Source organism: Blastococcus sp. SYSU D00922 (genome assembly GCF_054050495.1).
Window position 1 is genome coordinate 41,024 of the sequence record NZ_JBJGZL010000003.1, and the last position, 20,039, is coordinate 61,062.

Here is a 20,039-nt window from a genome sequence, read left to right on the forward strand (position 1 = left end):
CGTCCCCGGCGGGCCGGAACCGCCAGGTCCGGCCCCGCACGTCACCCGCCAGGGGGAACCCGCCATCCGGCCGGTTCCAGGCCGCGACAGCACCCCTTACGGCGGGCGCCGTCCGGAGTTACGGTGCGCGCCGCGGTGACGGGGGCCACACCGGCTCCCGCACGGGAACGGCGGCGTCGCGTGCCGTCAGTAGGAGGCCGGCCGTGCGTACCCGCATGCTCGCGCAGATCGCCGTCGCCGGCCTCGTCGTGATCGCGGTCGGTCCCGGATCGCCGGCGCAGAGCGCCGACGAGGCCGGCGTCGTGCACTTCACCGCCGTCGGCGACTTCGGCAGCAAGGGCACGACCGACTCGGTGCTGGCGGGCATGAAGGCCGTCGACCCGGACCTGACGGTCACCCTGGGGGACCTCTCCTATGCGGGCCCGGGCTCCGAACAGGCGTGGTGCGACCGGGTCACGTCCAAGATGGGCGCCGGTTACCCCTTCGAGCTCCTCGCCGGGAACCACGAGAGCAACGGCCAGGACGGCAACATCAACGACTTCTCGGCCTGCCTGCCCAACCAGCTGGAAGGTGCCGTCGGGACCTACGGGCGGCAGTACTACGTCGACGTCCCGCAGGTGGATCCGGTCGTCCGGTTCGTCATGGTGTCGCCGGCGCTCCAGTTCCCCGACAGCACGTGGTCCTACGCCGCCGGGTCGCCGCGCTACAACTGGACCGCCGCCGCCATCGACGGCGCCCGCTCGAACGGCATCCCGTGGGTGGTCGTCAGCGCGCACAAGCCCTGCTACTCCATGGGGAACTACACCTGCGAGATCGGCGCCGACTTCACCAACATGCTGATCAGCAAGCGCGTCGACCTGGTCCTGCACGGGCACGAGCACCTCTACCAGCGCACGCACCAGCTGGGGCCGAGGTCCGGTTGCGCGACCGTGCCCGCCGGTACCGCCGACCCCGACTGCGTCGTCGACAGCGACGCCAGCATGATCCAGGGTGCGGGCACGGTCTTCGCGACGTCCGGACTGGGCGGTCAGGAGCGGCGCACCGTCAACCTGGCCGACACGGAGGCCGGCTACTTCGCCACCGCCTCGGGCGGCAACCTGAGCCCGACCGACGGCTTCCTCGACGTCGAGGCGACGGCCGACCACCTGACCGCACGGTTCGTGCCGGTCGCGGCCGGGACGTTCACCGACACCTTCGCCATCCACCGCGGCACCCCGCCGCCCAACGCCGGGCCCACGGCGGCGTTCTCGTCCACCACGAACAACCTGACGGCGACCTTCGACGGCCGCGGCTCCAGCGACCCCGAGGGACCGATCTCCACCTACGCGTGGGACTTCGGCGACAACACCGCCCCGGGCAGCGGCGCCCAGCCCAGCCACACCTACGCCCAGGCAGGCACGTACCAGGTGACGCTGACCGTCACCGACAGCGCTGGGGCGACGAACAGCGTGACCAAGCCGGTCACGGTCACCGAGCCACCTCCGGGACCGGTCGACTTCGTCGTCGACGCCTTCGGGCGCACCGTCACGAACGGCCTCGGGACGGCGGACGTCGGCGGAGCGTGGTCGGTCAACGGCACCACGGCGAACTTCGCCGTCAACGGCGGGTCCGGGGCGATCACCTCGCCGAGCGCCGGCCAGAGCCGCTCGGCCTGGCTCGGTGCGACGCCGAGCAGCGACACCGACCTCCGCACGACGCTGTCGCTGGACAAGGTGCCGACCGGCAACGGCCTGTACCTCGACGTCGTCGGGCGGCGGGTCAGCGCCAACAACGAGTACCGGGCCCGGCTGGTCATGTCGGCCACCGGGCGGATCACCGTCCAGCTCACCGCGCTGAAGGGGAACGGCACGCTGGTCGGCCTCGCCCCGGCGGTCACGCTGCCGACGTCGATCACCTACGCGGCGGGGTCGCAGCTCTCCGTCCGCATGCAGACGACCGGCACCAATCCGACGACTCTCCGGCTGAAGGTGTGGCCGGCGGGCACGCCGGAGCCGACGGCGTGGCAGACGACCGCGACGGACACGTTCGCGGGCCTGCAGAGCGCCGGTGCGGTGGGCGTGGCGACGTACCTGTCCGGGAGCGTCACCAACGCGCCGGTGACCGTGCGGATCGACGACCTGAGCGCCCGGCCGGTCGCCTGAACGGCCCGGCCGGGCCGTTCAGGCCGCCCTGGTGCCCCCGGCAGGATTCGAACCTGCGGCACACGGTTTAGGAAACCGATGCTCTATCCCCTGAGCTACGGGGGCGGCGGCGTGACGAGCGGTGATCGCCGCGCCGATGGCAAGAGGCTATCCGGTGCCCCGGGGAACACCCGCCACACCCGACTCGTCACCACAGGTGAGACCAACCTGTGCATCCCGCGACTACCTTTCCGGGTACACGTCGGGCTCCGGCAACGGCGCCGGGGGACGGAAGGACGAGGACGATGGACACGAAGGTGGTGGACGTCCCCGAGAAGGGACGCTTCGAGATCCGGCTCGACGGCCGGGTCGTCGGTCTGGCCAGCTACCACGTCGACGGCAGCACGATGACCTTGCCGCACACCGAGGTGGACCCCGGTGTCGGCGGCCGCGGCATCGGCACGCAGCTCGTCGCCGGCGTGCTCGACGCCGCCCGCGAGCGAGGGCTGACAGTCCTCCCCTACTGCTCCTTCGTCCGCCACTACATCCAGCAGCATCCCGAGCTGACCGACCTCGTCGCCGCCGACGACCGCCCGCACTTCGGGCTGGCGACCGCCGACCGCTGACCTGCGGCTCCGGCGGTCCCTGCCTACGCTCCGCAGGTGCCGACGTCGCTGCTGTGGTTCCGCCGCGACCTGCGGCTGGCCGACCACCCCGCCCTGCTCGCCGCGGTGGACGACGCGGGGGCGGGCGGCGACGTCCTGCCGGTGTTCGTGGTCGACCCCCGGCTGTGGGAGCCGGCCGGCGGGCCACGCCGCCAGTTCCTGCGCGACTGCCTGGCCGCGCTGGACGAGTCGCTCGGCGGCGCGCTGGTGGTCCGCTCCGGCGACCCGGCCGCCGTCCTGCCGGCGCTGGTTCGGGAGGTCGGGGCGACGGGCGTGCACGTGTCGGCCGACGCCGGGCCCTACGGCCGCCGGCGCGACGCCGAGGTCGAGGCCGCGCTCGGCGACGTCCCGATCGTGGCGACCGGCTCCCCCTACGCGGTCACGCCCGGCCGGGTCACCAAGCAGGACGGCGAGCCCTTCCGGGTGTTCTCCCCCTTCGCGCGGGCCTGGCGGGCGCACGGCTGGCGGGCCCCGGCACCGCGGCCGGAGCGGGTGCCCTGGCTGCGGGACGTGCCGTCGGACGGCCTGCCGCCGGACCAGGACCTCGGCGACGTGCGGCTCCCGCCTGCCGGGGAGGCCGCGGCTCTTGCCGCCTGGGAGCGGTTCCGCGACGAACTCCTGCCCGGCTACCCCGAGACCCGCAACCTCCCGGGCACCGACGGCACCAGCCGGCTCTCGCCCTACCTGAAGTACGGCTGCCTGCACCCGCGCACGCTGCTCGCCGACCTCGCGGAGGACCACGAGGCCACCGAAGCGGTCCGGCGCTTCACCGACGAGCTCGCCTGGCGCGAGTTCTACGCCGACGTCGTCTGGCACCGGCCGGAGTCGGCGCGGGAGCCGCTCGACGCCCGCACCGGCGCCATCGCGTACGACACCGGGCCCGAGGCCGACGCGCACTTCGCCGCCTGGGCGGAGGGCCGCACCGGCTACCCGATCGTCGACGCCGGCATGCGCCAGCTCCTCGGCGAGGCCTACGTGCACAACCGGGTGCGGATGATCGTGGCCTCGTTCCTGGTGAAGGACCTGCACCTGGACTGGCGGCGGGGAGCCCGCCACTTCCTGCAGCACCTGGTCGACGGCGACCTCGCCAGCAACAACCACGGCTGGCAGTGGGTCGCGGGTACGGGCACCGACGCCTCGCCGTACTACCGGGTCTTCAACCCGACCAAGCAGGGCAGGCAGTTCGACCCGGACGGCGACTACGTGCGCCGCTGGGTGCCCGAGCTGCGCGACGTCCCGACCGCCCACGTCCACGAGCCGTGGCTGGCACCGGGAGGACCCCCGGCCGGCTACCCCGAGCCGATCGTCGAGCACGCCGCCGAGCGCCAGGAAGCGCTCGCCCGCTACCAGTAGGTCCGGTCCTCGTGACCGCGACCGGGATCCGGAGGACCGCCGGTGCCTGAGGGGCACACGCTCTACCGCCTGGCGCGGGAGCAGCAGCAGACCTTCGCCGGGCGACCGGTCCGGGTCACCAGCCCCCAGGGACGGTTCGACGCCGGCGCCGCCCTGCTCGACGGGCGGGTGCTGGAGGAGGTCTGGTCCTACGGCAAGCACCTGTTCGCCGACTTCGGCGGCGACGTGCTGCACGTGCACCTCGGCCTGTACGGAACGTTCACCGGTGGCACGGGTGACCCGCCCCCGCCGAAGGGTGCGCTGCGGATGCGGTGGACCGCCGAGGGGCCCGACGGCACCGGCGTCTGGACCGACCTGCGCGGCCCCACCGCGTGCGAGGTGCTCGCCGAGCCGGAGGTGAAGGCGATCCTCGACCGGCTCGGCCCCGATCCCCTCCGGCGGCGGGCCGACGGCACCCGGGCCCACCGCCGCATCGCCGGCAGCCGGACGGCGATCGGCGCCCTGCTCATGGACCAGTCGGTGCTCGCCGGCGTGGGCAACGTCTACCGGGCCGAGCTGCTGTTCCGGCACGGCGTCTCGCCGTTCCGCCCGGGCCGCGCCGTCGACGCCGATCTGTGGCGGGCGATGTGGGCGGACCTGGTGACCCTCATGCGGGCCGGCGTCCGCATGGGCCGCATCGTGACCACCCGGCCGGAGGACCGGACGCGGCGACGGGGCGCGGTGCAGCGCGACGACGCGCACTACGTCTACCGGCGCACGGGACTGCCCTGCCGGATCTGCGGCACACCGGTGCAGACCGAGGTCATGGTGGGGCGCAACCTCTACTGGTGCCCGGTCTGCCAGGCGACCTAGGCCTGCCGACCAGCGACTTTGCGGTTCCGTGACGGCCCGGCACCACCGGCCGCAACCCGTGTACCTTCGCCGCCGATGGCATCGTCAGCGCGGAGGATCGCCGTCGTGGCCTGCGGGGTCGCGGCGGCCGTCGCCGTGCCCGGGGCGGCCTGGGCGGACACCTCCGTCGGCTACGACGTGTCGCACCCCCAGTGCGACACCGACCTGCCGCGCGAGCGCGCGTTCGCCGTCGTCGGCGTCAACGGCGGGCTGTCCACCCGGGCCAACCCCTGCCTGCAGGAGCAGCTGACCTGGGCGTGGGAGTCCTCCGGTGAGGTGGCCGGCCAGCCGCGGGCCCAGCTGTACCTCAACACCGCCAACCCGGGGCAGCTGCTCGACGAGGTGACCACCTGGCCGCAGAGCGGCTCCACGCCCTACGGCCCGTGCGACGGGACGAACTCGACGGCGTGCTCGTGGGAGTACGGCTGGGAGCGGGCGGAGAACAGCGTCCTGTCGTTCTTCACCCCGGCCGCCCGTGCGGCGCGGGTCGACAGCCAGCCCTCCCGGTACGTGTGGTGGCTCGACGTCGAGACGATGAACACCTGGCAGTACGGGTCCGCCGAGGCCGACGACCGCAACCGTGCGACGCTCGAGGGCATGGCGGCCTACCTGCTCTCGCGGGACGCCGAGGTCGGCATCTACTCGACCGGCCGCCAGTGGGGCCAGATCGTCGGCGAGGTGGACGACGACAGCGTCCTGGCCGAGCTGGACAGCTGGCTGGCCGGCTCGGTCACCGCCGACCAGGCCGAGGCGGCCTGCGACGACGACCCGCTCGTCCCCGACGGCGAGGTGGTCCTCAGCCAGTACGTCCGCGACGAGTGGGACCGCAACGTCGCCTGCTGAGGCCTAGAGCGCGCCCTTGCCCGCCTCGCCGGCCGGGACCGGCGCCAGCCGGCGGACGTCCAGCGGCGCGGCCAGCTTGTCGGCGATCGCCCCGCCCAGCGTGGTGAGCGCCTCGGCGCGACCGTGCACCTTCAGCGCCTCGGGGCTCTCCCACCGCTCGACCATGACGAACGAGCCGTCGCCCTCGTGCAGCGCGTAGAGCTCGCAGCCGGGCTCCTCGTGCACCTTCGGCACCGCGGTCAGGATCGCGTCGCGGACGGCGTCGACCTGGTCGGGCTTCGGGGTGATGGTGGCGACGACGACGACGGACAACGGTCCTCCAGGGCGGGCGGCGGCGGGGTCCGGGCTGGTGCGAACGGCCCGGGCCGGGTCAGGATGCCAGGCGTGCCCGCCGACGCCGCGTCCCGTCCCCCGTCGGCCGAGCGCCCGCTGCGCGTCGCGGTGATCGGCGCCGGGCCCGCCGGGATCTACGCGGCGGACGCCCTGACCCGCCAGGACGACGTCCCGGTCGCCGTCGACCTGATCGACCGGCTGCCGACGCCGTTCGGCCTGGTCCGGCACGGCATCGCGCCCGACCACCCGAAGATGCGGGCCATCCGCGACACCCTGCACCGCTTCCTCGACCACCCGCTGGTCCGCTTCGTCGGCAACGTCGACGTCGGCGTGGACATCTCCCTCCCCGAGCTGCGGCGGCACGTGGACGCGGTGATCTACACGTACGGCGCCTCGCTGGACCGGCAGCTGGGCATCGAGGGCGAGCAGCTGCCGGGCAGCCTCGCCGCCACCGACCTGGTCGCCTGGTACACCGGCCACCCCGACGCGGACCGGGCCCGCGTCGAGGCCGCGCTGGCCGGCGTGCGGTCGGCCGTGGTCATCGGGGTCGGCAACGTCGCGCTCGACGTCGCGCGGGTGCTGTCGCGGACCCCCGAGGAGCTCGAGCCGACCGACATGCCGCAGCACGTGCTCGACGTCCTCGCCGCGGCCCCGGTCGAGGAGGTCACCGTCCTCGGCCGGCGGGGACCGGCCCAGGCCACGTTCACGACCCAGGAGCTGCGGGAGCTCGACGGCCTCGCCGAGGCCACCGTGCTGGTGGACCCGGCCGAGCTGGAGCTCGACCCGCTCGCCGAGGAGCACGCCGCGGCCGACCGCAACGTCAGCCGCAACCTCGCCGTCCTCCGTGGCTGGGCCGACCACGCGGCGGCGCCGGACCGGGTGCGGCTGCGGCTGCGCTTCTTCCGCCGTCCGGTCCGGCTGCTCGGCACCGACCGGGTCACCGGCATCGAGGTGGAGCGGACCGCGGTCGACGGCGACGGGCGGGCCATGGGCACCGGCGAGCTGGAGGTGCTGCCGGCGGACCTGGTGGTGCGCTCCGTCGGCTACCGCGGCGTCCCGCTGCCGGGGCTGCCGGTGGACGAGCGGTCGGGGACGGTGCCCAACGACACCGGCCGGGTGCTCCGCGACGGCGCGGTGTCCCCCGGCGAGTACGTGGCCGGCTGGATCAAGCGCGGGCCCAGCGGCGTGGTGGGGCACAACAAGCACGACGCCCGCGAGACGGTGGCCGCGCTCCTGGCCGACGTCGCCGCCGGGGAACTGCGGGTGGGCGGCCCGGTCGGCGACCTGGTCGACGAGCTCGTGGCACGGGGTGCCGAACCGGTGCTGCTCGAGGACTGGCGGGCGATCGACGCCGCCGAGGCCGCGCTCGGCGCGACCCGTGGCCGCGCCAGGACGACGCTGCACGAGCGGGAGTCGCTGATGGCCGCCGTGCGGGCGGCCGCCGCGCGCTAGCCGACCGCGCGCAGGAGCTCGGCCGCGGCCCCGTGCGAGGAGGCCGCCACGAACCGCAGCTTCGCCGAGGTGTCGGGCGCCAACCGAACGGGCGTGCCGTCGGGCATCAGCGCGGCACCCCCGGCCGACAGCAGCACCGCCAGCGCGCCGGCCACGTCGTGCGCGTGCGTGCCGCTGCGGTCGATGTCGTGCCAGGCGGCGGCCGAACCGTCGGCGACCAGGCACAGCTCCACCGCGGTGCAGCCGGTGACCCGGACCCGGTGGGCCGGCCCCGGCACGACGACCGTGCCCCCGGCCGGCGCGGACGGGACGACGACGGTGCTGCCGGGCCGCGGCGCGACCGGCAGGCCGTCCCGCCAGGCGCGCTCGCCGTCGGCCCACCAGCGACGCCCCGACGACAGGTCGACGACGACGCCGGCGACGGGCCGGCCGGCCCGCACCAACCCGGCGGAGAAGGCCCACGGCGGGAGGCCGGCGCGGAAGTTCCCGGTGCCGTCGAGGGGGTCGAGCACCACCCAGGGTTCGTCACCGGCCACCTCGCCGTCGGTGCGCTCCTCGCTGAGCACCGGCACGCCGAGGTCCGCGAGGACCTCCGCGGCCGCCACGTGGGCCGCCTCGTCGGCGGCCACCGAAGGGCTGCCGTCGGCCTTGACGCGGTCCTCGCCGGTACCGCGGGCCAGGGCCACCGCCGTCTCCACCCGCGTCGCGGCCAGCGCGGCGAGGTGCAGGAACCGCGCGCTCAGCGGGTCTTCTCCTCCTGGTGCGGGAACCGGCCGGACACCGCGCCCACCCGGCCGGTCGCGCACCCGGTCGCAGCCCCACGCCGAGGCGGTCGCCAGGACGGCGGGGGCGTCCGGGCCGACGCCCGAGTCGGCGAGCAGCACCGCCTCGGAGACGCCCTCGGCGGTCCACTGCCGGCGCAGGAGCACCGCCGTCCCGTCGTCGCCGACGAGCACCCGGTAGGCGGGGTCGCTGACCGCGGGGGCCAGCGCCGCCGGCGCCAGCGCCAGCGACGCCGCCGCGCAGCCGAGGTCCGGCCCGCCGGCGGCGACGCGGTGGTCAGCCACTGTTGCGCAGGGCGGTCGCGATGCCGTTGATCGTCAGGTGGATGTTGCGGCTGGTCAGCTCGTCGTCCTCACCCGCCCGGCGGCGGCGCAGCATCTCCACCTGCAGGTGGTGCAGCGGCTCCAGGTAGGGGAAGCGGTTGCGGATCGACCGGGCCAGAGACGGGTTGTCGGCCAGCAGCTGGTCGTCGCCGGTCACGGCCAGCAGCATCCGGCAGGTGCGCTCGTGCTCGGCGGTGATCTGGTCGAAGACGCGCGCCCGCAGGTCCTCGTCGGGCACCAGCTCGGCGTAGCGCGCGGCGAGGTCCAGGTCGGTCTTGGCCAGCACCATGCCCATGTTGGAGAGCACCGTGCGGAAGAACGGCCAGGTCCGGTGCAGCTCGCGCAGCCGCTCGAGCTTCGCGTCGTCACCGTCGACCCACGACTCCAGCGCCGAGCCGGTCCCGTACCAGCCCGGCAGCATGATCCGCGCCTGCGACCAGCTGAACACCCACGGGATGGCGCGCAGGTCGGCGATCGAATCGCCCGCCTTGCGCGACGGCGGACGGCTGCCGATGTTGAGCTCGCCCAGCTCCTTGATCGGCGTCGCGGCGCGGAACCACTCCACGAAGCCCGGCGTGTCGTGCACCAGAGCGCGGTAGGCCTGCTGGGCGCGACCGGCGAGGTCGTCGAGCAGCGCGTAGGCCGGCTCCGCGTCGTCGCCGAGGCCCTCGATGTCGAGGAGACTGGCCTCGAGGGTGGCCGCCACGAGGGCCTCCAGGTTGCGCCGGGCCAGGTCGGGGTCGGCGTACTTGGCGGCGATGACCTCGCCCTGCTCGGTGATCCGCAGCGCGCCGGCGACCGCGCCCGGGGGCTGCGCGCGGATGGCCTCGTAGCTGGGCCCGCCGCCGCGCCCCACGGTCCCGCCGCGCCCGTGGAACAGCCGCAGCCGGATGCCCTCGGCGCGCGCGACCTCCACGAGGTCGAGCTCGGCGCGGTACAGCGCCCAGTTGGCGGCGAGGTAGCCGCCGTCCTTGTTGCTGTCGGAGTAGCCGAGCATGACCTCCTGCTGCTCGCCCCGGGAGGCGACCAGCGAGCGGTACAGCGGCTGGTCGAGCATCGCGGCGAGCGTCGTCCCGGCGGCCTGGAGGTCGCCGATGGTCTCGAACAGCGGCGAGATGCCGACCGACGACGTCGGCCCGCCTTCCGCGCCGGGGTCGAGCAGGCCGACCTCCTTGAGCAGGACGGCGACCTCGAGGACGTCGCTCACCGACTCGCACATGCTGATGACGTAGTTCGGGACCGTGCGCGGGCCGAGCAGCGCCACCTGGTCGGCGGCGGCCAGCAGCACGTCGAGCTCGCCGCGGGCGGTGTCGGAGAGCTCGGCGCCGGGGCGCACCAGCGGCCGCCGCAGCGTCAGCTCCCCGGCCAGCAGCTCGACCCGCGCCTCCTCGTCGAGGGAGGCGTAGTCGTCGCAGACACCGGCCCAGGCCAGCAGCTCGCCGACGACCTCCTCGTGGACCGAGGAGTTCTGCCGCATGTCCAGCCCGCACAGGTGGAAGCCGAAGACCTCGACGGCCTCGCGCAGCCGCAGCAGCCGGTCGTCGGCGAGCGCCCCGGCGCCATGGCTGCGCAGCGAGGCGTCGACGACGTCGAGGTCCGCGCGGAGCTCGTCGGGCGACTCGTACGGGGGCAGCGGCGTCTCCGGTGCGGGGCCGGGCACGCGGCCGAGGACCGCGTGCGCGGTGGCCGCGAGGCGGGCGGAGATGCCGTTGAGGGCGCGGCGGTAGGGCTCGTCGGCGCGGAACGGTGAGTCGTCCCGGGACGCGTCGGCCAGGTGGTAGAGCTCGGGCGTCGGGGTGACGAGCCGGTCGGACATCGACAGCTCGCCGCGCAGCGCCTCCAGCTCGTCGAGGTGGTGGGCCAGCGCCGTCTCGGCCTGGCGGCTCGTGGCCCGGCGCAGCGCGTCGGCGGTGACGAACGGGTTGCCGTCCCGGTCGCCGCCGATCCACGAGCCCGGCAGGAGCATGGGTCGGCGGAGGAGGCCGGCGTCGGGCCAGCGCTCCTCGAACGCCCGCCGGAGCTCGGCGTTGATGGCCGGGACGACCTCGAACAGCGACAGGTCGTAGTAGCGCAGCGCCTCGTCGATCTCGTCCTGCAGGCGCAGCCGCGAGAGCCGCAGCAGCGCCGTCTGCCAGAGGGTGAGCACCGAGCGCCACAGCTCGGCCGACCACCGGGCGTCGTCGACCTCGCCGCCGGCCGAGCGGTCGCGCTGCCGGATCAGCTCGGCGATGTGCCGCTGCACCTGGGAGATCGTCTTGCGCCGCACCTCGGTCGGGTGCGCGGTGACGACCGGGCACACCAGGGCGCCGGCGAGCTCGCGCGCGACCACGTCGGCGTCGAGGTCGGCGTCGTCGAGCAGGGCCATGGTCGCGGCCAGGCTGCCGGTCTGCGGCGGCGAGCCCTCGCGGCGGTGGAACCGGCGGCGGCGCTCGTGGTGGATGTCCTCCGCCAGGTTGGCCAGCACCGAGAAGTGGCTGAAGGCGCGGATGACGTGGTTCGACGAGCGGACGTCGAGCCCGGAGAGGCGCTGCGCCAGCTCCGCGCGGTCCATCTCGGACCGGCGGATCTTGAACGCCTCCACCCGGGTGGACTCGACCAGGTCGAGGACGTCCTGCCCCGCCTGCGACCCGATCACCTCGCCGAGGACGCGTCCCAGCAGGCGGATGTCGTCGCGGAGGGGGGCGTCATCGGCCCGGTCCGCCCCGTCAGGGGAACCGGAGGGACGCAGGTCGGCGACGTCGACTGTGGCTTCGGACACGCGGGCAGTATCCGGCCCCCGTGTAACGGCCTCATGTCGGGCCCGAGATCTGCACACTCGTGGCCATCAGAGCCTGATGGGCACGAGTGTGCAGATCTCGCGGGTCGTCAGCCGTGCTCGAGCTCTCGGAGGGCGTCCGCGGCGAGCTGGTCGCCGGCCGCCGCACCCAGCCGGAACTGCTCGACGGCGCCGTCGAAGTCCCCCCGCTCGGCCAGCAGCACGGCCAGGTTGTGGTGGCAGTACGCCTCGCCCGCGGCGATCCCCCCGCGGTAGGCCTCCTCGGCCGCCTCGTCGTCGTTCATCTCGTCGGCGTAGAAGTTGCCCAGCGGCAGCCAGGCCACGGCCTCACCGCGCTTGGCGCCCTTCTCCAGCTGGAACCGGGCCTCGTCCTTGCGGCCGGTCTCGCGCAGCAGGTGCGCGAGGTCGGCGCGGGCGGCCGGGAAGTGGTCGGCGCCGGCGCGGAGGTCGGGCTCGAGCGACGGGTCCATCGTGGCGCACCAGCGCCAGCAGGCGACGACGGCGGCGGCCTCCTGGTCGCCCATCGCGGCGATCTCCACCGCGACGTCCATGGCGGCGTGCCGCTCGCCCTGCTCGCGCAGGAGGAAGGCCAGCTGCAGCCCGCCCTCGAGGTCACCGGCCTGGACGGCGCCGCGGTAGGCGCGCATGGCCCCGGCGAGGTCGCCGAGGTCCTCGAGGACCTTGCCGAGGTTGCGCCAGGCGTCGGCCTCGCCGCCGGCGATCGCGACCTCGTACGCCTCGACCGCCTCGGGGAACCGCTTCTGGGCGGCGAGCGCGTTGCCGAGGTTGAAGGAGGCGACGGTGTCGCCGAGGTCGGCGGCGCGGCGGAAGCACCACTCGGCGTCTGTCTGCCTCCCGACGTCGGCCAGGTCGCAGCCGAGGTCGATCAGCGCGTAGACGTCGTCGGAGGACTGCAGCGCCTGGAGGCGGGCGTCGAGGTCCTCGGTCATGCCGCCGATGATTGCCGCCGGGGAACGCTGCCCGCGCCCCCCGGCGGGATGACCTCACCCCAAGGTGTGCGTGCCGGTCAGCTGCCGAAGGCCTCGCGCCAGGCGGGCAGCAGCGTCTTCTCGGTCCACTCCAGGTACGGCGCCTGCTGGTCGCCGCCGATCTGCACGAGCGCCAGGTGCGTGAAGCCGGCGTCGGCGTACTCCTTCGCGCCCTCGATCACGGCCTCGACGTCGTCGCCGCACGGGATGCTGCTCTCGACGTCCTCCTCGCGCACGAAGGAGCTCGCCGAGTCGAACGCCGACGGCCCGGGCAGCTCGGCGTTGACCTTCCAGCCGAGGCCGAACCAGCGGAAGAGCGTGTGCGCCCGCGTGACGGCGGCGGCCTTGTCCGTGCCGTAGCTGATCGGCATCTGGGCGATCTTCGGCTTGCCGGCGCCACCGGCGGCCTCGAACTGCTCGACCAGCTCGCGCTCGGGATCGGTGGCGATCAGGGCGTCGGCCAGCTCGCCGGCGATCGTGGCCGCCTGCTTGCCACCGGCGGCGACCCCGATCGGCACCCGCTTCTCCGGCAGGTCCCAGAGCTTCGCGGACTCGACGTCGAAGTGCTCGCCGCGGAAGTTGGTGTAGCCGTCGCCGTCGAACAGGTCGCGGATGATGTGGATGGCCTCCTCCAGCATCTCCTGGCGGACGTCGGCCGGCGGCCAGCCCGCCCCGACCACGTGCTCGTTGAGGTTCTCCCCCGCGCCGAGGCCGAGCGTGAACCGGCCGTCGGACAGGATCTGCAGCGTCGCCGCCTTCTGCGCCACGATCGCCGGGTGGTACCGGAAGCTCGGGCAGGTGACGTAGGTGGTCAGCGGGATGCGGCTGGTGGCCTGCGCGGCCGCGCCGAGCACCGTCCACGCGTGCGGCGAGTGCCCCATCTCGTCCAGCCACGGGAAGTAGTGGTCACTGCTCACCGCGAAGTCGAACCCGGCCGCCTCGGCGCCCACCACGTGGCTGACGAGGTCCTTCGGCCCGGCCTGCTCGGTCATCATCGTGTAGCCCAGCTGCATGCCCATGCCGCGCGGCTACCCGCGACGCATTGCGCCCAACCGGTTCACACGCGCTCGGCCCTGAGCGCCTCCCGCATCTTCAGCTTGCCTCCGGTGCGGAGCAGCGCGCCGGCGTAGATCCGGCCGCCCAGCCGCACGATCAGCGCGATCGCGGCGAGCATCAGGACGACGGCCAGGGCGATCTCCCAGACCGCCACCTCCCCCGCTGCCTGCCGGACGGGCATGACCAGCGGCGAGAGGCCGGGCACGAGGGAGGTGACCCGCGCCAGGGTGCCGTCGGGGTCGGAGGACGCCTGGATGCCCACGACGAAGGCCGCGACGAGGACCAGCGTCGTCGGCATCAGGACCGTGCCGAGGTCCTCCTGGCGGCTCACGAGGGACGCCGCCACCGCGAAGATCGCCGCGTAGAAGGCGTAGGCCAGCACGAACCAGAGGACGACCGACACGGCCGTGCCGATGAGCTCACCGGGGATGTCGACGATGTCCAGGGTGATGGCCCCGGCCACGCCCACGACGGCGATGACCACGATCTGGGCCAGCCCGAGCAGGCCGAGCCCGAGGATCTTGCCGGCCAGGAGCTGCCACGGCTTCATCGTGGCCAGGAGCAGCTCGACGACCCGGCTGGCCTTCTCCTCCACCACGCCCTGGGCGATGAACTGGCCGAAGAGGATCAGCAGGCCGTAGAGCAGGCCCGCCCCGATGACCGCGGCGACGACGCGCTGGCTGTCCTGGTCGGCATCGGGGTCGAGCGCGGTGACCGCCACCTCGGGGCTGGCCAGCCCGGAGATCCCCGCCTCGCTGAGCTGCTCGGCGATCGCCAGCTGCGTGACCGCGCCCTGCACCACGGCCTGCAGCGCGCCCCCGGCCTCCTGCTGCACGAGGAGCTCGGGCTCCGCGCCGCCGGTGAGCAGCGCGCCGTCGACGTCCTCGTCCTCGACGGCCGCCCGGGCGTCCGCCTCGTCGTCCAGGCCGACCACGGTGACGTCGACGTCCAGGACCGTCCCCTGCGCCTCGAGCGCCTGCTCCACGCCGGGTGCGTCACCGACGACACCGACCCGGACCTCGTCGCCGCCCGAGTCGAGGGCCACCTGCAGGCCCAGGGTGCCGAGCAGCACCAGGATGATCACGACCGAGCTGATGATGAAGTTCTTGTCCCGGATCCGCGCGTGGACCTCCCGCCGGGCGACCAGGCGGACGAGGGACGCGCTGCTCAGGCTCCGCGGCTCGCTCACGCCGCCACCTCCTGCGGGGTCGGGGTGGCGACGGCCTCGCGGAAGAGCTCCACGAGCGAGGGCTGCTGCCAGGCGAAGTGGGTGACCCGCCCGGTGCGCAGGGCGGCGGCGAGCACTGCCTGGTCGTCGCCGCCGTCGGCGAGCTCGAGCACGGTGTCGCCGGCGCGCTCGGAGACCACCCGCACGCCCGGCAGCGCGGCTGCCCAGTCGGGACCGGCGTCCGGGGCGATCACCCGCAGCAGGCGGCCGGCCTCGCGGCGGCGCAGCTCCTCGACGGTCCCGGTCGCCACCATGCGGCCCCGGGCCAGGATCCCGACGGAGTCGCAGAGCCGCTCCACGAGGTCGAGCTGGTGGCTGGAGAAGACGACCGGCACGCCCTCGCGGGCCTGGCTCAGCAGCGCCTCGGCGAGGGAGTCGACACCGATCGGGTCGAGGCCGGAGAAGGGCTCGTCGAGGATCAGCACCTCGGGGCGGCTGACCAGCGCGGCCGCCAGCTGGACGCGCTGCTGGTTGCCCAGCGACAGCTTCTCCACGGCGTCCCCGCGGCGGGCGGCCAGGCCGAGCCGCTCGACCCACTCGTCGGCGGCCCGCGTCGCCGCGGCGCCGTCCAGCCCGTGCAGCCGGGCGAAGTAGGCGACCTGCTCGCCGACCTTCATCTTCGGGTAGAGCCCGCGCTCCTCCGGCATGTAGCCGATGCGCCGGCGGATGCCCTGGTCCAGGGCCTGCCCGCGCCAGCGGACCTCCCCCGCGTCGGGTCGCACCAGGCCCATGGCGATGCGCATCGTCGTCGTCTTGCCGGCGCCGTTGGACCCGCAGAACCCGAACATCGACCCGGGGGCGACGGTGAAGCCGACCCCGTCCAGGACACGGTTGTCGCCGAAGCTCTTGTGAAGCCCGTCGAACTCGAGCACATCTCCCCCAGCAGTAGGTGGAACGGTCCTGTCACGCACCGTATCCGCCCCTCGCCTCGCGCCCGGCGCGCCACTGCGGTGTCATCGGGACATGAGCGTCGAGCAGGGAGTCGCCCAGCCGCCGACCGGCGTGGGGCTCGACGGCCTGCGCGCCGCGGCCGCCGGCTGCCGCGCGTGCGAGCTGTGGGAGCCGGCGACCCAGACGGTCTTCGGCGAGGGGCCCGAGACGGCGCGCATCGTGTTCGTCGGCGAGCAGCCCGGCGACCAGGAGGACCGCAAGGGCGAGCCGTTCGTCGGCCCGGCAGGGCGGCTGCTGGACAAGGCGCTGGGCGACGCCGGCATCGACCGCCGCGACGCCTACATCTCCAACGCGGTCAAGCACTTCCGCTTCACCGTGAAGGGCAAGCGGCGGATCCACCAGACGCCCGGCCCGGAGCACCTGCGCGCGTGCCGCCCGTGGCTGGAGGCTGAGTTCGCCGTCCTCCAGCCGGAGGTGGTCGTCTGCCTGGGGGCCACGGCGGCCAAGGCGCTGATCTCGCCGTCCTTCCGGATCACCAAGGACCGCGGCCGGCTGATCCCGTGGACCCCGCCCGGTGTCGCCCCGGTGGTCGACGACGGCTCGCAGGAGGCGGACGACGACGAGCCGGACGAGGGCGCGCCCGCGCAGACGTGGATGCTCGCGACGACGCACCCGTCGGCGATCCTGCGGACGCCCGACGAGGCCCGCGACGCGGCCTACGAGGCGCTCGTCGCCGACCTGAAGGTGGTGGCCGGCGCCCTCGCCTGACGACGCGCCCTACTTCCGGGAAGTAGGGGTCCGGCCGCCGTCCTGGAGCCCTACTTCCCCGAAGTAGGGCCTCATCGCCGATCTACACCGCGAGGGCGGGGTTCCGGGGCCTCCAGCGGTCCAGCGAGGCCCCGTCTCCCCGCCCTCGGGCGGCTCACGCCCGCGCCCGGTCGAGCGATACCGGAACGTGTCGTAGCCGTGGCAGTGTTACGCGCTGCCCGGCCGGTCCTCGCCACTCTCGGGGGCGGGCGAGCCCGGCCGGGCCGCCACCGCCGAGCGCGACGCGCGGAAGAGCCAGAAGGACGGGACCACCAGCGCCACCACGGCCATCGCCACGACGACGACCACGCCGCCGGACACCATCGCCACGCTGACCGACGCGGCGCTCGCGATGGCCCCGGCCCGCAGGTCGCCCAGCCGCGGCCCACCCGCGACGACCACGATGAACACGCCCTGCATCCGGCCGCGCATGTCGTCCGGCGCGGCGAGCTGGAGCATCGAGGAGCGCAGGACGGCGCTGACCATGTCGCCGGCGCCGGCCACGGCCAGGCACAGGACGGCGAGCCAGAGCGTCGGCGCCAGCCCGAAGCCGATGATCGCCACGCCCCACACCGCGATCGCGGCGAGGACGACGGCGCCCTGGCGGTCGACCCGCGAGACCCAGCCCGACGTGAGCCCCATGACCAGCGCGCCGATCGACACCCCGGCGAACAGCCAGCCCAGGCTGTTCGGCGACTCGGCGTACCTGGTCTCCGAGAGCTCGGGGAAGACCGCCTGCGGCCAGGCGAACATCATCGCGATGATGTCGACGACGAACGTCATCAGCAGGACCGGCTGGGTGCGCAGGAAGGCGAAGCCCTCCCCCACCCCGCGGACGGCGGCCCGCAGCCGGAGCGGCCCCTCGACGCCGTGCGGCGGCAGCGACGGCAGCCCGCGCAGCAGCACCGCGGCCACCAGGAAGCCCAGCGCGTCGATCGCGTAGGCGAGGAACAGCTCCCCCATACCGATCAGGACGCCGGCCAGCAGCGGGCCGACGATCACGCCGGCCTGCCGCACCGTCATGGCCAGCGCGTTGGCCGCGGGGACGCCGGCCGGGCCGACGATCGCCGGGATCACGGCGCTGCGGGTCGGCTGGTTGACCGCGGCGAAGCCGGACACGCAGGCGGTGAGGATCCACAGCAGCACCAGGTTGCCGCCGCCCGGCAGCAGCGCCTGCAGGGCGAGCAGTGCGCTCGTCACCGCCGCACCGACCGAGGTGATGAGCATCAGCCGGCGCCGGTCCATCGCGTCCGCGATCGCCCCGCCGAGGAGCCCGAAGACGATCAGCGGCACCAGGGCGACGATCGAGGTGACGCCGACCAGCAGCGACGACCCGGTGAGCGCGTAGACCTGGAACGGGACGGCGACCAGCGTCATCTGCTGGCCGAGCATCGTCGCCGCGACGCCCCAGAACAGCCGCCGGTAGTGCGGGTTGCGCAGCGGCGTGGTGTCGATCGCCCAGCCGCGCCTCCCGGTGACGGGGACCGGCTCCTCGACCGCCTTGCCTCCCTCGACGGGGTCGACGGGAGACGTCATGGGGCGAGCCGCTGCACGACCCAGCCGCCGCCTTCCTCGTCGTCCCGCACGAACCGCAGCCGGTCGTGCAGCCGGTCCTTGCCGCCCTGCCAGAACTCCACGCGGTCGGGGATCACCCGGTAGCCGCCCCAGATCTCGGGGCGGGGCACCTTCTCCCCCGGCGTCTGCTCGTCGAGCAGGCGCACCCGCTCGGCGAGCTCCTCCCGCGAGTCCACGACCGTCGACTGCACCGAGGCCACCGCCGCGAGCTGCGACCCCCGCGGCCGGGGGTCCCACAGCCCGTCGGAGGCGGTGGGCCCGATCCTCTCCACCCGGCCGGCCATCCGGACCTGCCGCTGCAGCGCGTGCCAGGGGAAGACGAGCGCGGCGCGCGGGTTGGCGGCCAGCTGCGCGCCCTTGGCCGACGCGTAGCTGGTGCCGAAGACGACGCCGTACTCGTCGTAGCCCTTCATCAGCACGACCCGGGCGTCCGGGGCGCCGTCGGCGTCGGCCGTGGCCAGCACCACGGCGTTGGGCTCGGGCAGTTCCGCGGCCACGACGTCGGCGAACCACCTGTCGAACTGCTCCACCCAGGTGGACGCGAGCTCCTCCTCGGTCAGCCGGCCGGCGGTGTAGTCGTTGCGCATGCGGGTGAGGTCGGGCACGCCGCCATGCTGGCACCGTCCGCCGGCACCGGCTCGCGAAGGCGGGCCGCGCGGGATCCCCGCAGCACGCGGAGAGGGCTCCCCACCAGGCCCGGAGCGGCCCCGCCTGCACCGGGCGTCCCCGCACGGCCTAGTGTCGGAAGGCAATCTGCGTGCCATCCCCCCGGCGCGCAGGGTCCGCGCGCAGAGGAGCATGCGAGATGGCCGACGACTTCGTACCCGGCCTGGAAGGCGTCATCGCCTTCGAGACCGAGATCGCCGAACCGGACAAGGACGGCGGCGCCCTCCGCTATCGCGGCGTCGACATCGAGGACCTCGTCGGCAAGGTGACCTTCGGCAACGTCTGGGCCCTCCTGGTCGACGGGAAGTTCGGCCCTGGCCTGCCGCCGGCCGAGCCGTTCCCGATCCCCGTGCACACCGGCGACGTGCGCGTCGACGTCCAGGCCGCCCTGGCGATGCTGACGCCCATCTGGGGCTACCGCCCGCTGCTGGACATCGACGCCGAGGAGGCCCGCGAGGAGCTCGCCCGGGCCGCCGTCATGGCGCTGTCCTACGTCGCCCAGTCCGCCCGCGGCATCGGCATCCCCGCCGTCCCGCAGAAGCGGGTCGACGAGGCGTCGACCATCGTCGAGCGGTTCATGATCCGCTGGCGCGGCGAGCCCGACCCCCGCCACGTCGCCGCCGTCGACGCCTACTGGACGTCGGCCGCCGAGCACGGCATGAACGCCTCCACCTTCACCGCCCGCGTCATCGCCTCCACCGGCGCCGACGTGGCCGCCTCGCTGTCGGGCGCCATCGGCGCCATGTCGGGCCCGCTGCACGGCGGCGCCCCCTCCCGCGTCCTGCACATGCTCGACGAGGTGGAGAAGACCGGCGACGCCGAGAAGTACGTCAAGGACCTGCTCGACCGCAAGGAGCGGTTGATGGGCTTCGGCCACCGGGTCTACCGCGCCGAGGACCCCCGCGCCCGCGTGCTCCGCCGCTCCGCCGAGGAGCTGGGCGCGCCCCGCTTCGAGGCCGCTCTCGCCCTGGAGAACGCCGCGCTCAAGGAGCTGCGCGAGCGCCGTCCCGACCGCCCGGTCGAGACCAACGTCGAGTTCTGGGCGGCGATCGTCCTCGACTTCGCCGAGGTGCCCAGCCACATGTTCACCTCGATGTTCACCTGTGCCCGCACCGCCGGCTGGTGCGCCCACATCCTCGAGCAGAAGAACACCGGCCGCCTCGTGCGCCCCTCGGCCCGCTACATCGGTCCCGAGCCGCGCAAGCCCGAGGAGGTCGAGGGCTGGGACACCATCCAGACCAAGGCCACGACGCAGGTCGCGCCTGCCTGAAGGCGCACTCCCTGACCT

At 74.3% G+C, this 20,039-nt stretch carries 17 protein-coding genes and 1 tRNA gene; 8 read left to right on the top strand and 10 right to left on the bottom strand.

Features of this window, described 5'->3' with window-relative positions; genetic code table 11:
• Positions 1-203 precede the first annotated feature (203 nt).
• Positions 204-2,141: a PKD domain-containing protein gene (locus tag ACI78T_RS05110; RefSeq protein ID WP_456557004.1), complete on the top strand. Its 1,938-nt coding sequence runs from the start codon at positions 204-206 to the stop codon at positions 2,139-2,141.
• Between the two features lie 29 nt (positions 2,142-2,170).
• Here ACI78T_RS05110 and ACI78T_RS05115 read toward each other — a convergent pair.
• A tRNA-Arg gene (locus ACI78T_RS05115) sits at positions 2,171-2,246 on the bottom strand.
• 179 nt (positions 2,247-2,425) lie between these two features.
• On the opposite strand from ACI78T_RS05115, the gene ACI78T_RS05120 reads away from it, so the two are divergent.
• The 4 genes from ACI78T_RS05120 (at position 2,426) to ACI78T_RS05135 (ending at position 5,872) form a co-directional block, all read left to right on the top strand.
• Positions 2,426-2,746, top strand: coding sequence for a GNAT family N-acetyltransferase (locus tag ACI78T_RS05120; protein WP_456557005.1), 321 nt, complete (start codon positions 2,426-2,428; stop codon positions 2,744-2,746).
• A gap of 36 nt (positions 2,747-2,782) precedes the next feature.
• Positions 2,783-4,138 (top strand): cryptochrome/photolyase family protein, encoded by a 1,356-nt coding sequence (locus tag ACI78T_RS05125; protein ID WP_456557006.1) that lies wholly within the window; start codon positions 2,783-2,785, stop codon positions 4,136-4,138.
• Between the two features lie 42 nt (positions 4,139-4,180).
• Entirely contained in the window at positions 4,181-4,990 is an 810-nt protein-coding gene (locus ACI78T_RS05130; protein ID WP_456557007.1) for an Fpg/Nei family DNA glycosylase, read from the top strand.
• Positions 4,991-5,065: 75 nt separating this feature from the next.
• Positions 5,066-5,872, top strand: coding sequence for a hypothetical protein (locus tag ACI78T_RS05135; RefSeq protein WP_456557008.1), 807 nt, complete (start codon positions 5,066-5,068; stop codon positions 5,870-5,872).
• A gap of 3 nt (positions 5,873-5,875) precedes the next feature.
• On the opposite strand, the gene ACI78T_RS05140 is transcribed toward ACI78T_RS05135, so the two are convergent.
• Positions 5,876-6,184 carry a putative quinol monooxygenase gene (locus tag ACI78T_RS05140; RefSeq protein WP_456557009.1) on the bottom strand — a complete coding sequence of 103 codons (309 nt, stop codon included), beginning with the start codon at positions 6,182-6,184 and terminating at the stop codon, positions 5,876-5,878.
• A gap of 72 nt (positions 6,185-6,256) precedes the next feature.
• Here ACI78T_RS05140 and ACI78T_RS05145 point away from each other — a divergent pair, with 72 nt between their 5' ends.
• On the top strand, positions 6,257-7,657 hold the full coding sequence (locus tag ACI78T_RS05145; RefSeq protein WP_456557010.1) for an NADP oxidoreductase: 1,401 nt from the start codon (positions 6,257-6,259) through the stop codon (positions 7,655-7,657).
• Here the strand turns inward: ACI78T_RS05145 and ACI78T_RS05150 are convergent.
• From ACI78T_RS05150 to ACI78T_RS05175, 6 genes are all read right to left on the bottom strand, one after another.
• Positions 7,654-8,724, bottom strand: coding sequence for an inositol monophosphatase family protein (locus ACI78T_RS05150; protein ID WP_456557011.1), 1,071 nt, complete (start codon positions 8,722-8,724; stop codon positions 7,654-7,656). The genes ACI78T_RS05145 and ACI78T_RS05150 overlap by 4 nt on opposite strands.
• Entirely contained in the window at positions 8,717-11,521 is a 2,805-nt protein-coding gene (gene ppc / locus ACI78T_RS05155; protein ID WP_456557012.1) for a phosphoenolpyruvate carboxylase, read from the bottom strand. The genes ACI78T_RS05150 and ppc overlap by 8 nt, the downstream gene beginning before the upstream one ends.
• A 107-nt stretch (positions 11,522-11,628) precedes the next feature.
• On the bottom strand, positions 11,629-12,489 hold the full coding sequence (locus ACI78T_RS05160; protein WP_456557013.1) for a tetratricopeptide repeat protein: 861 nt from the start codon (positions 12,487-12,489) through the stop codon (positions 11,629-11,631).
• Between the two features lie 77 nt (positions 12,490-12,566).
• Entirely contained in the window at positions 12,567-13,547 is a 981-nt protein-coding gene (locus tag ACI78T_RS05165) for a TIGR03557 family F420-dependent LLM class oxidoreductase (RefSeq protein WP_456557014.1), read from the bottom strand.
• A 38-nt stretch (positions 13,548-13,585) separates the two neighbouring features.
• A complete protein-coding gene (locus tag ACI78T_RS05170; RefSeq protein WP_456557015.1) occupies positions 13,586-14,773 on the bottom strand; it encodes an ABC transporter permease in 1,188 nt (395 codons plus the stop codon).
• A complete protein-coding gene (locus tag ACI78T_RS05175) occupies positions 14,770-15,684 on the bottom strand; it encodes an ABC transporter ATP-binding protein (protein ID WP_456557016.1) in 915 nt (304 codons plus the stop codon). Before ACI78T_RS05175 ends, ACI78T_RS05170 begins: the two co-directional genes overlap by 4 nt.
• Before the next feature lie 91 nt (positions 15,685-15,775).
• Between ACI78T_RS05175 and ACI78T_RS05180 the strand changes: the two genes are divergently transcribed.
• Complete coding sequence (locus tag ACI78T_RS05180) at positions 15,776-16,471, top strand: UdgX family uracil-DNA binding protein (protein WP_456557017.1); 696 nt, start codon at positions 15,776-15,778, stop codon at positions 16,469-16,471.
• A gap of 207 nt (positions 16,472-16,678) precedes the next feature.
• Here the strand turns inward: ACI78T_RS05180 and ACI78T_RS05185 are convergent, their stop codons facing one another.
• Complete coding sequence (locus tag ACI78T_RS05185; protein WP_456557018.1) at positions 16,679-18,046, bottom strand: MFS transporter; 1,368 nt, start codon at positions 18,044-18,046, stop codon at positions 16,679-16,681.
• A complete protein-coding gene (gene pdxH / locus ACI78T_RS05190) occupies positions 18,043-18,690 on the bottom strand; it encodes a pyridoxamine 5'-phosphate oxidase (RefSeq protein ID WP_456557019.1) in 648 nt (215 codons plus the stop codon). Before pdxH ends, ACI78T_RS05185 begins: the two co-directional genes overlap by 4 nt.
• Before the next feature lie 200 nt (positions 18,691-18,890).
• Here pdxH and ACI78T_RS05195 point away from each other — a divergent pair, with 200 nt between their 5' ends.
• Entirely contained in the window at positions 18,891-20,021 is a 1,131-nt protein-coding gene (locus ACI78T_RS05195) for a citrate synthase 2 (RefSeq protein WP_456557020.1), read from the top strand.
• The last annotated feature ends 18 nt before the right edge of the window (positions 20,022-20,039 follow it).

Coding starts and splice junctions, on each gene's coding strand:
- ACI78T_RS05120 (WP_456557005.1), top strand. CDS start 2,426: ATGGACACGAAGGTGGTGGACGTCCCCGAGAAGGGACGCTTCGAGATC.
- ACI78T_RS05135 (WP_456557008.1), top strand. CDS start 5,066: ATGGCATCGTCAGCGCGGAGGATCGCCGTCGTGGCCTGCGGGGTCGCG.
- ACI78T_RS05160 (WP_456557013.1), bottom strand. CDS start 12,489: ATGACCGAGGACCTCGACGCCCGCCTCCAGGCGCTGCAGTCCTCCGAC.
- ACI78T_RS05165 (WP_456557014.1), bottom strand. CDS start 13,547: ATGGGCATGCAGCTGGGCTACACGATGATGACCGAGCAGGCCGGGCCG.
- ACI78T_RS05180 (WP_456557017.1), top strand. CDS start 15,776: ATGAGCGTCGAGCAGGGAGTCGCCCAGCCGCCGACCGGCGTGGGGCTC.
- ACI78T_RS05185 (WP_456557018.1), bottom strand. CDS start 18,046: ATGACGTCTCCCGTCGACCCCGTCGAGGGAGGCAAGGCGGTCGAGGAG.
- ACI78T_RS05195 (WP_456557020.1), top strand. CDS start 18,891: ATGGCCGACGACTTCGTACCCGGCCTGGAAGGCGTCATCGCCTTCGAG.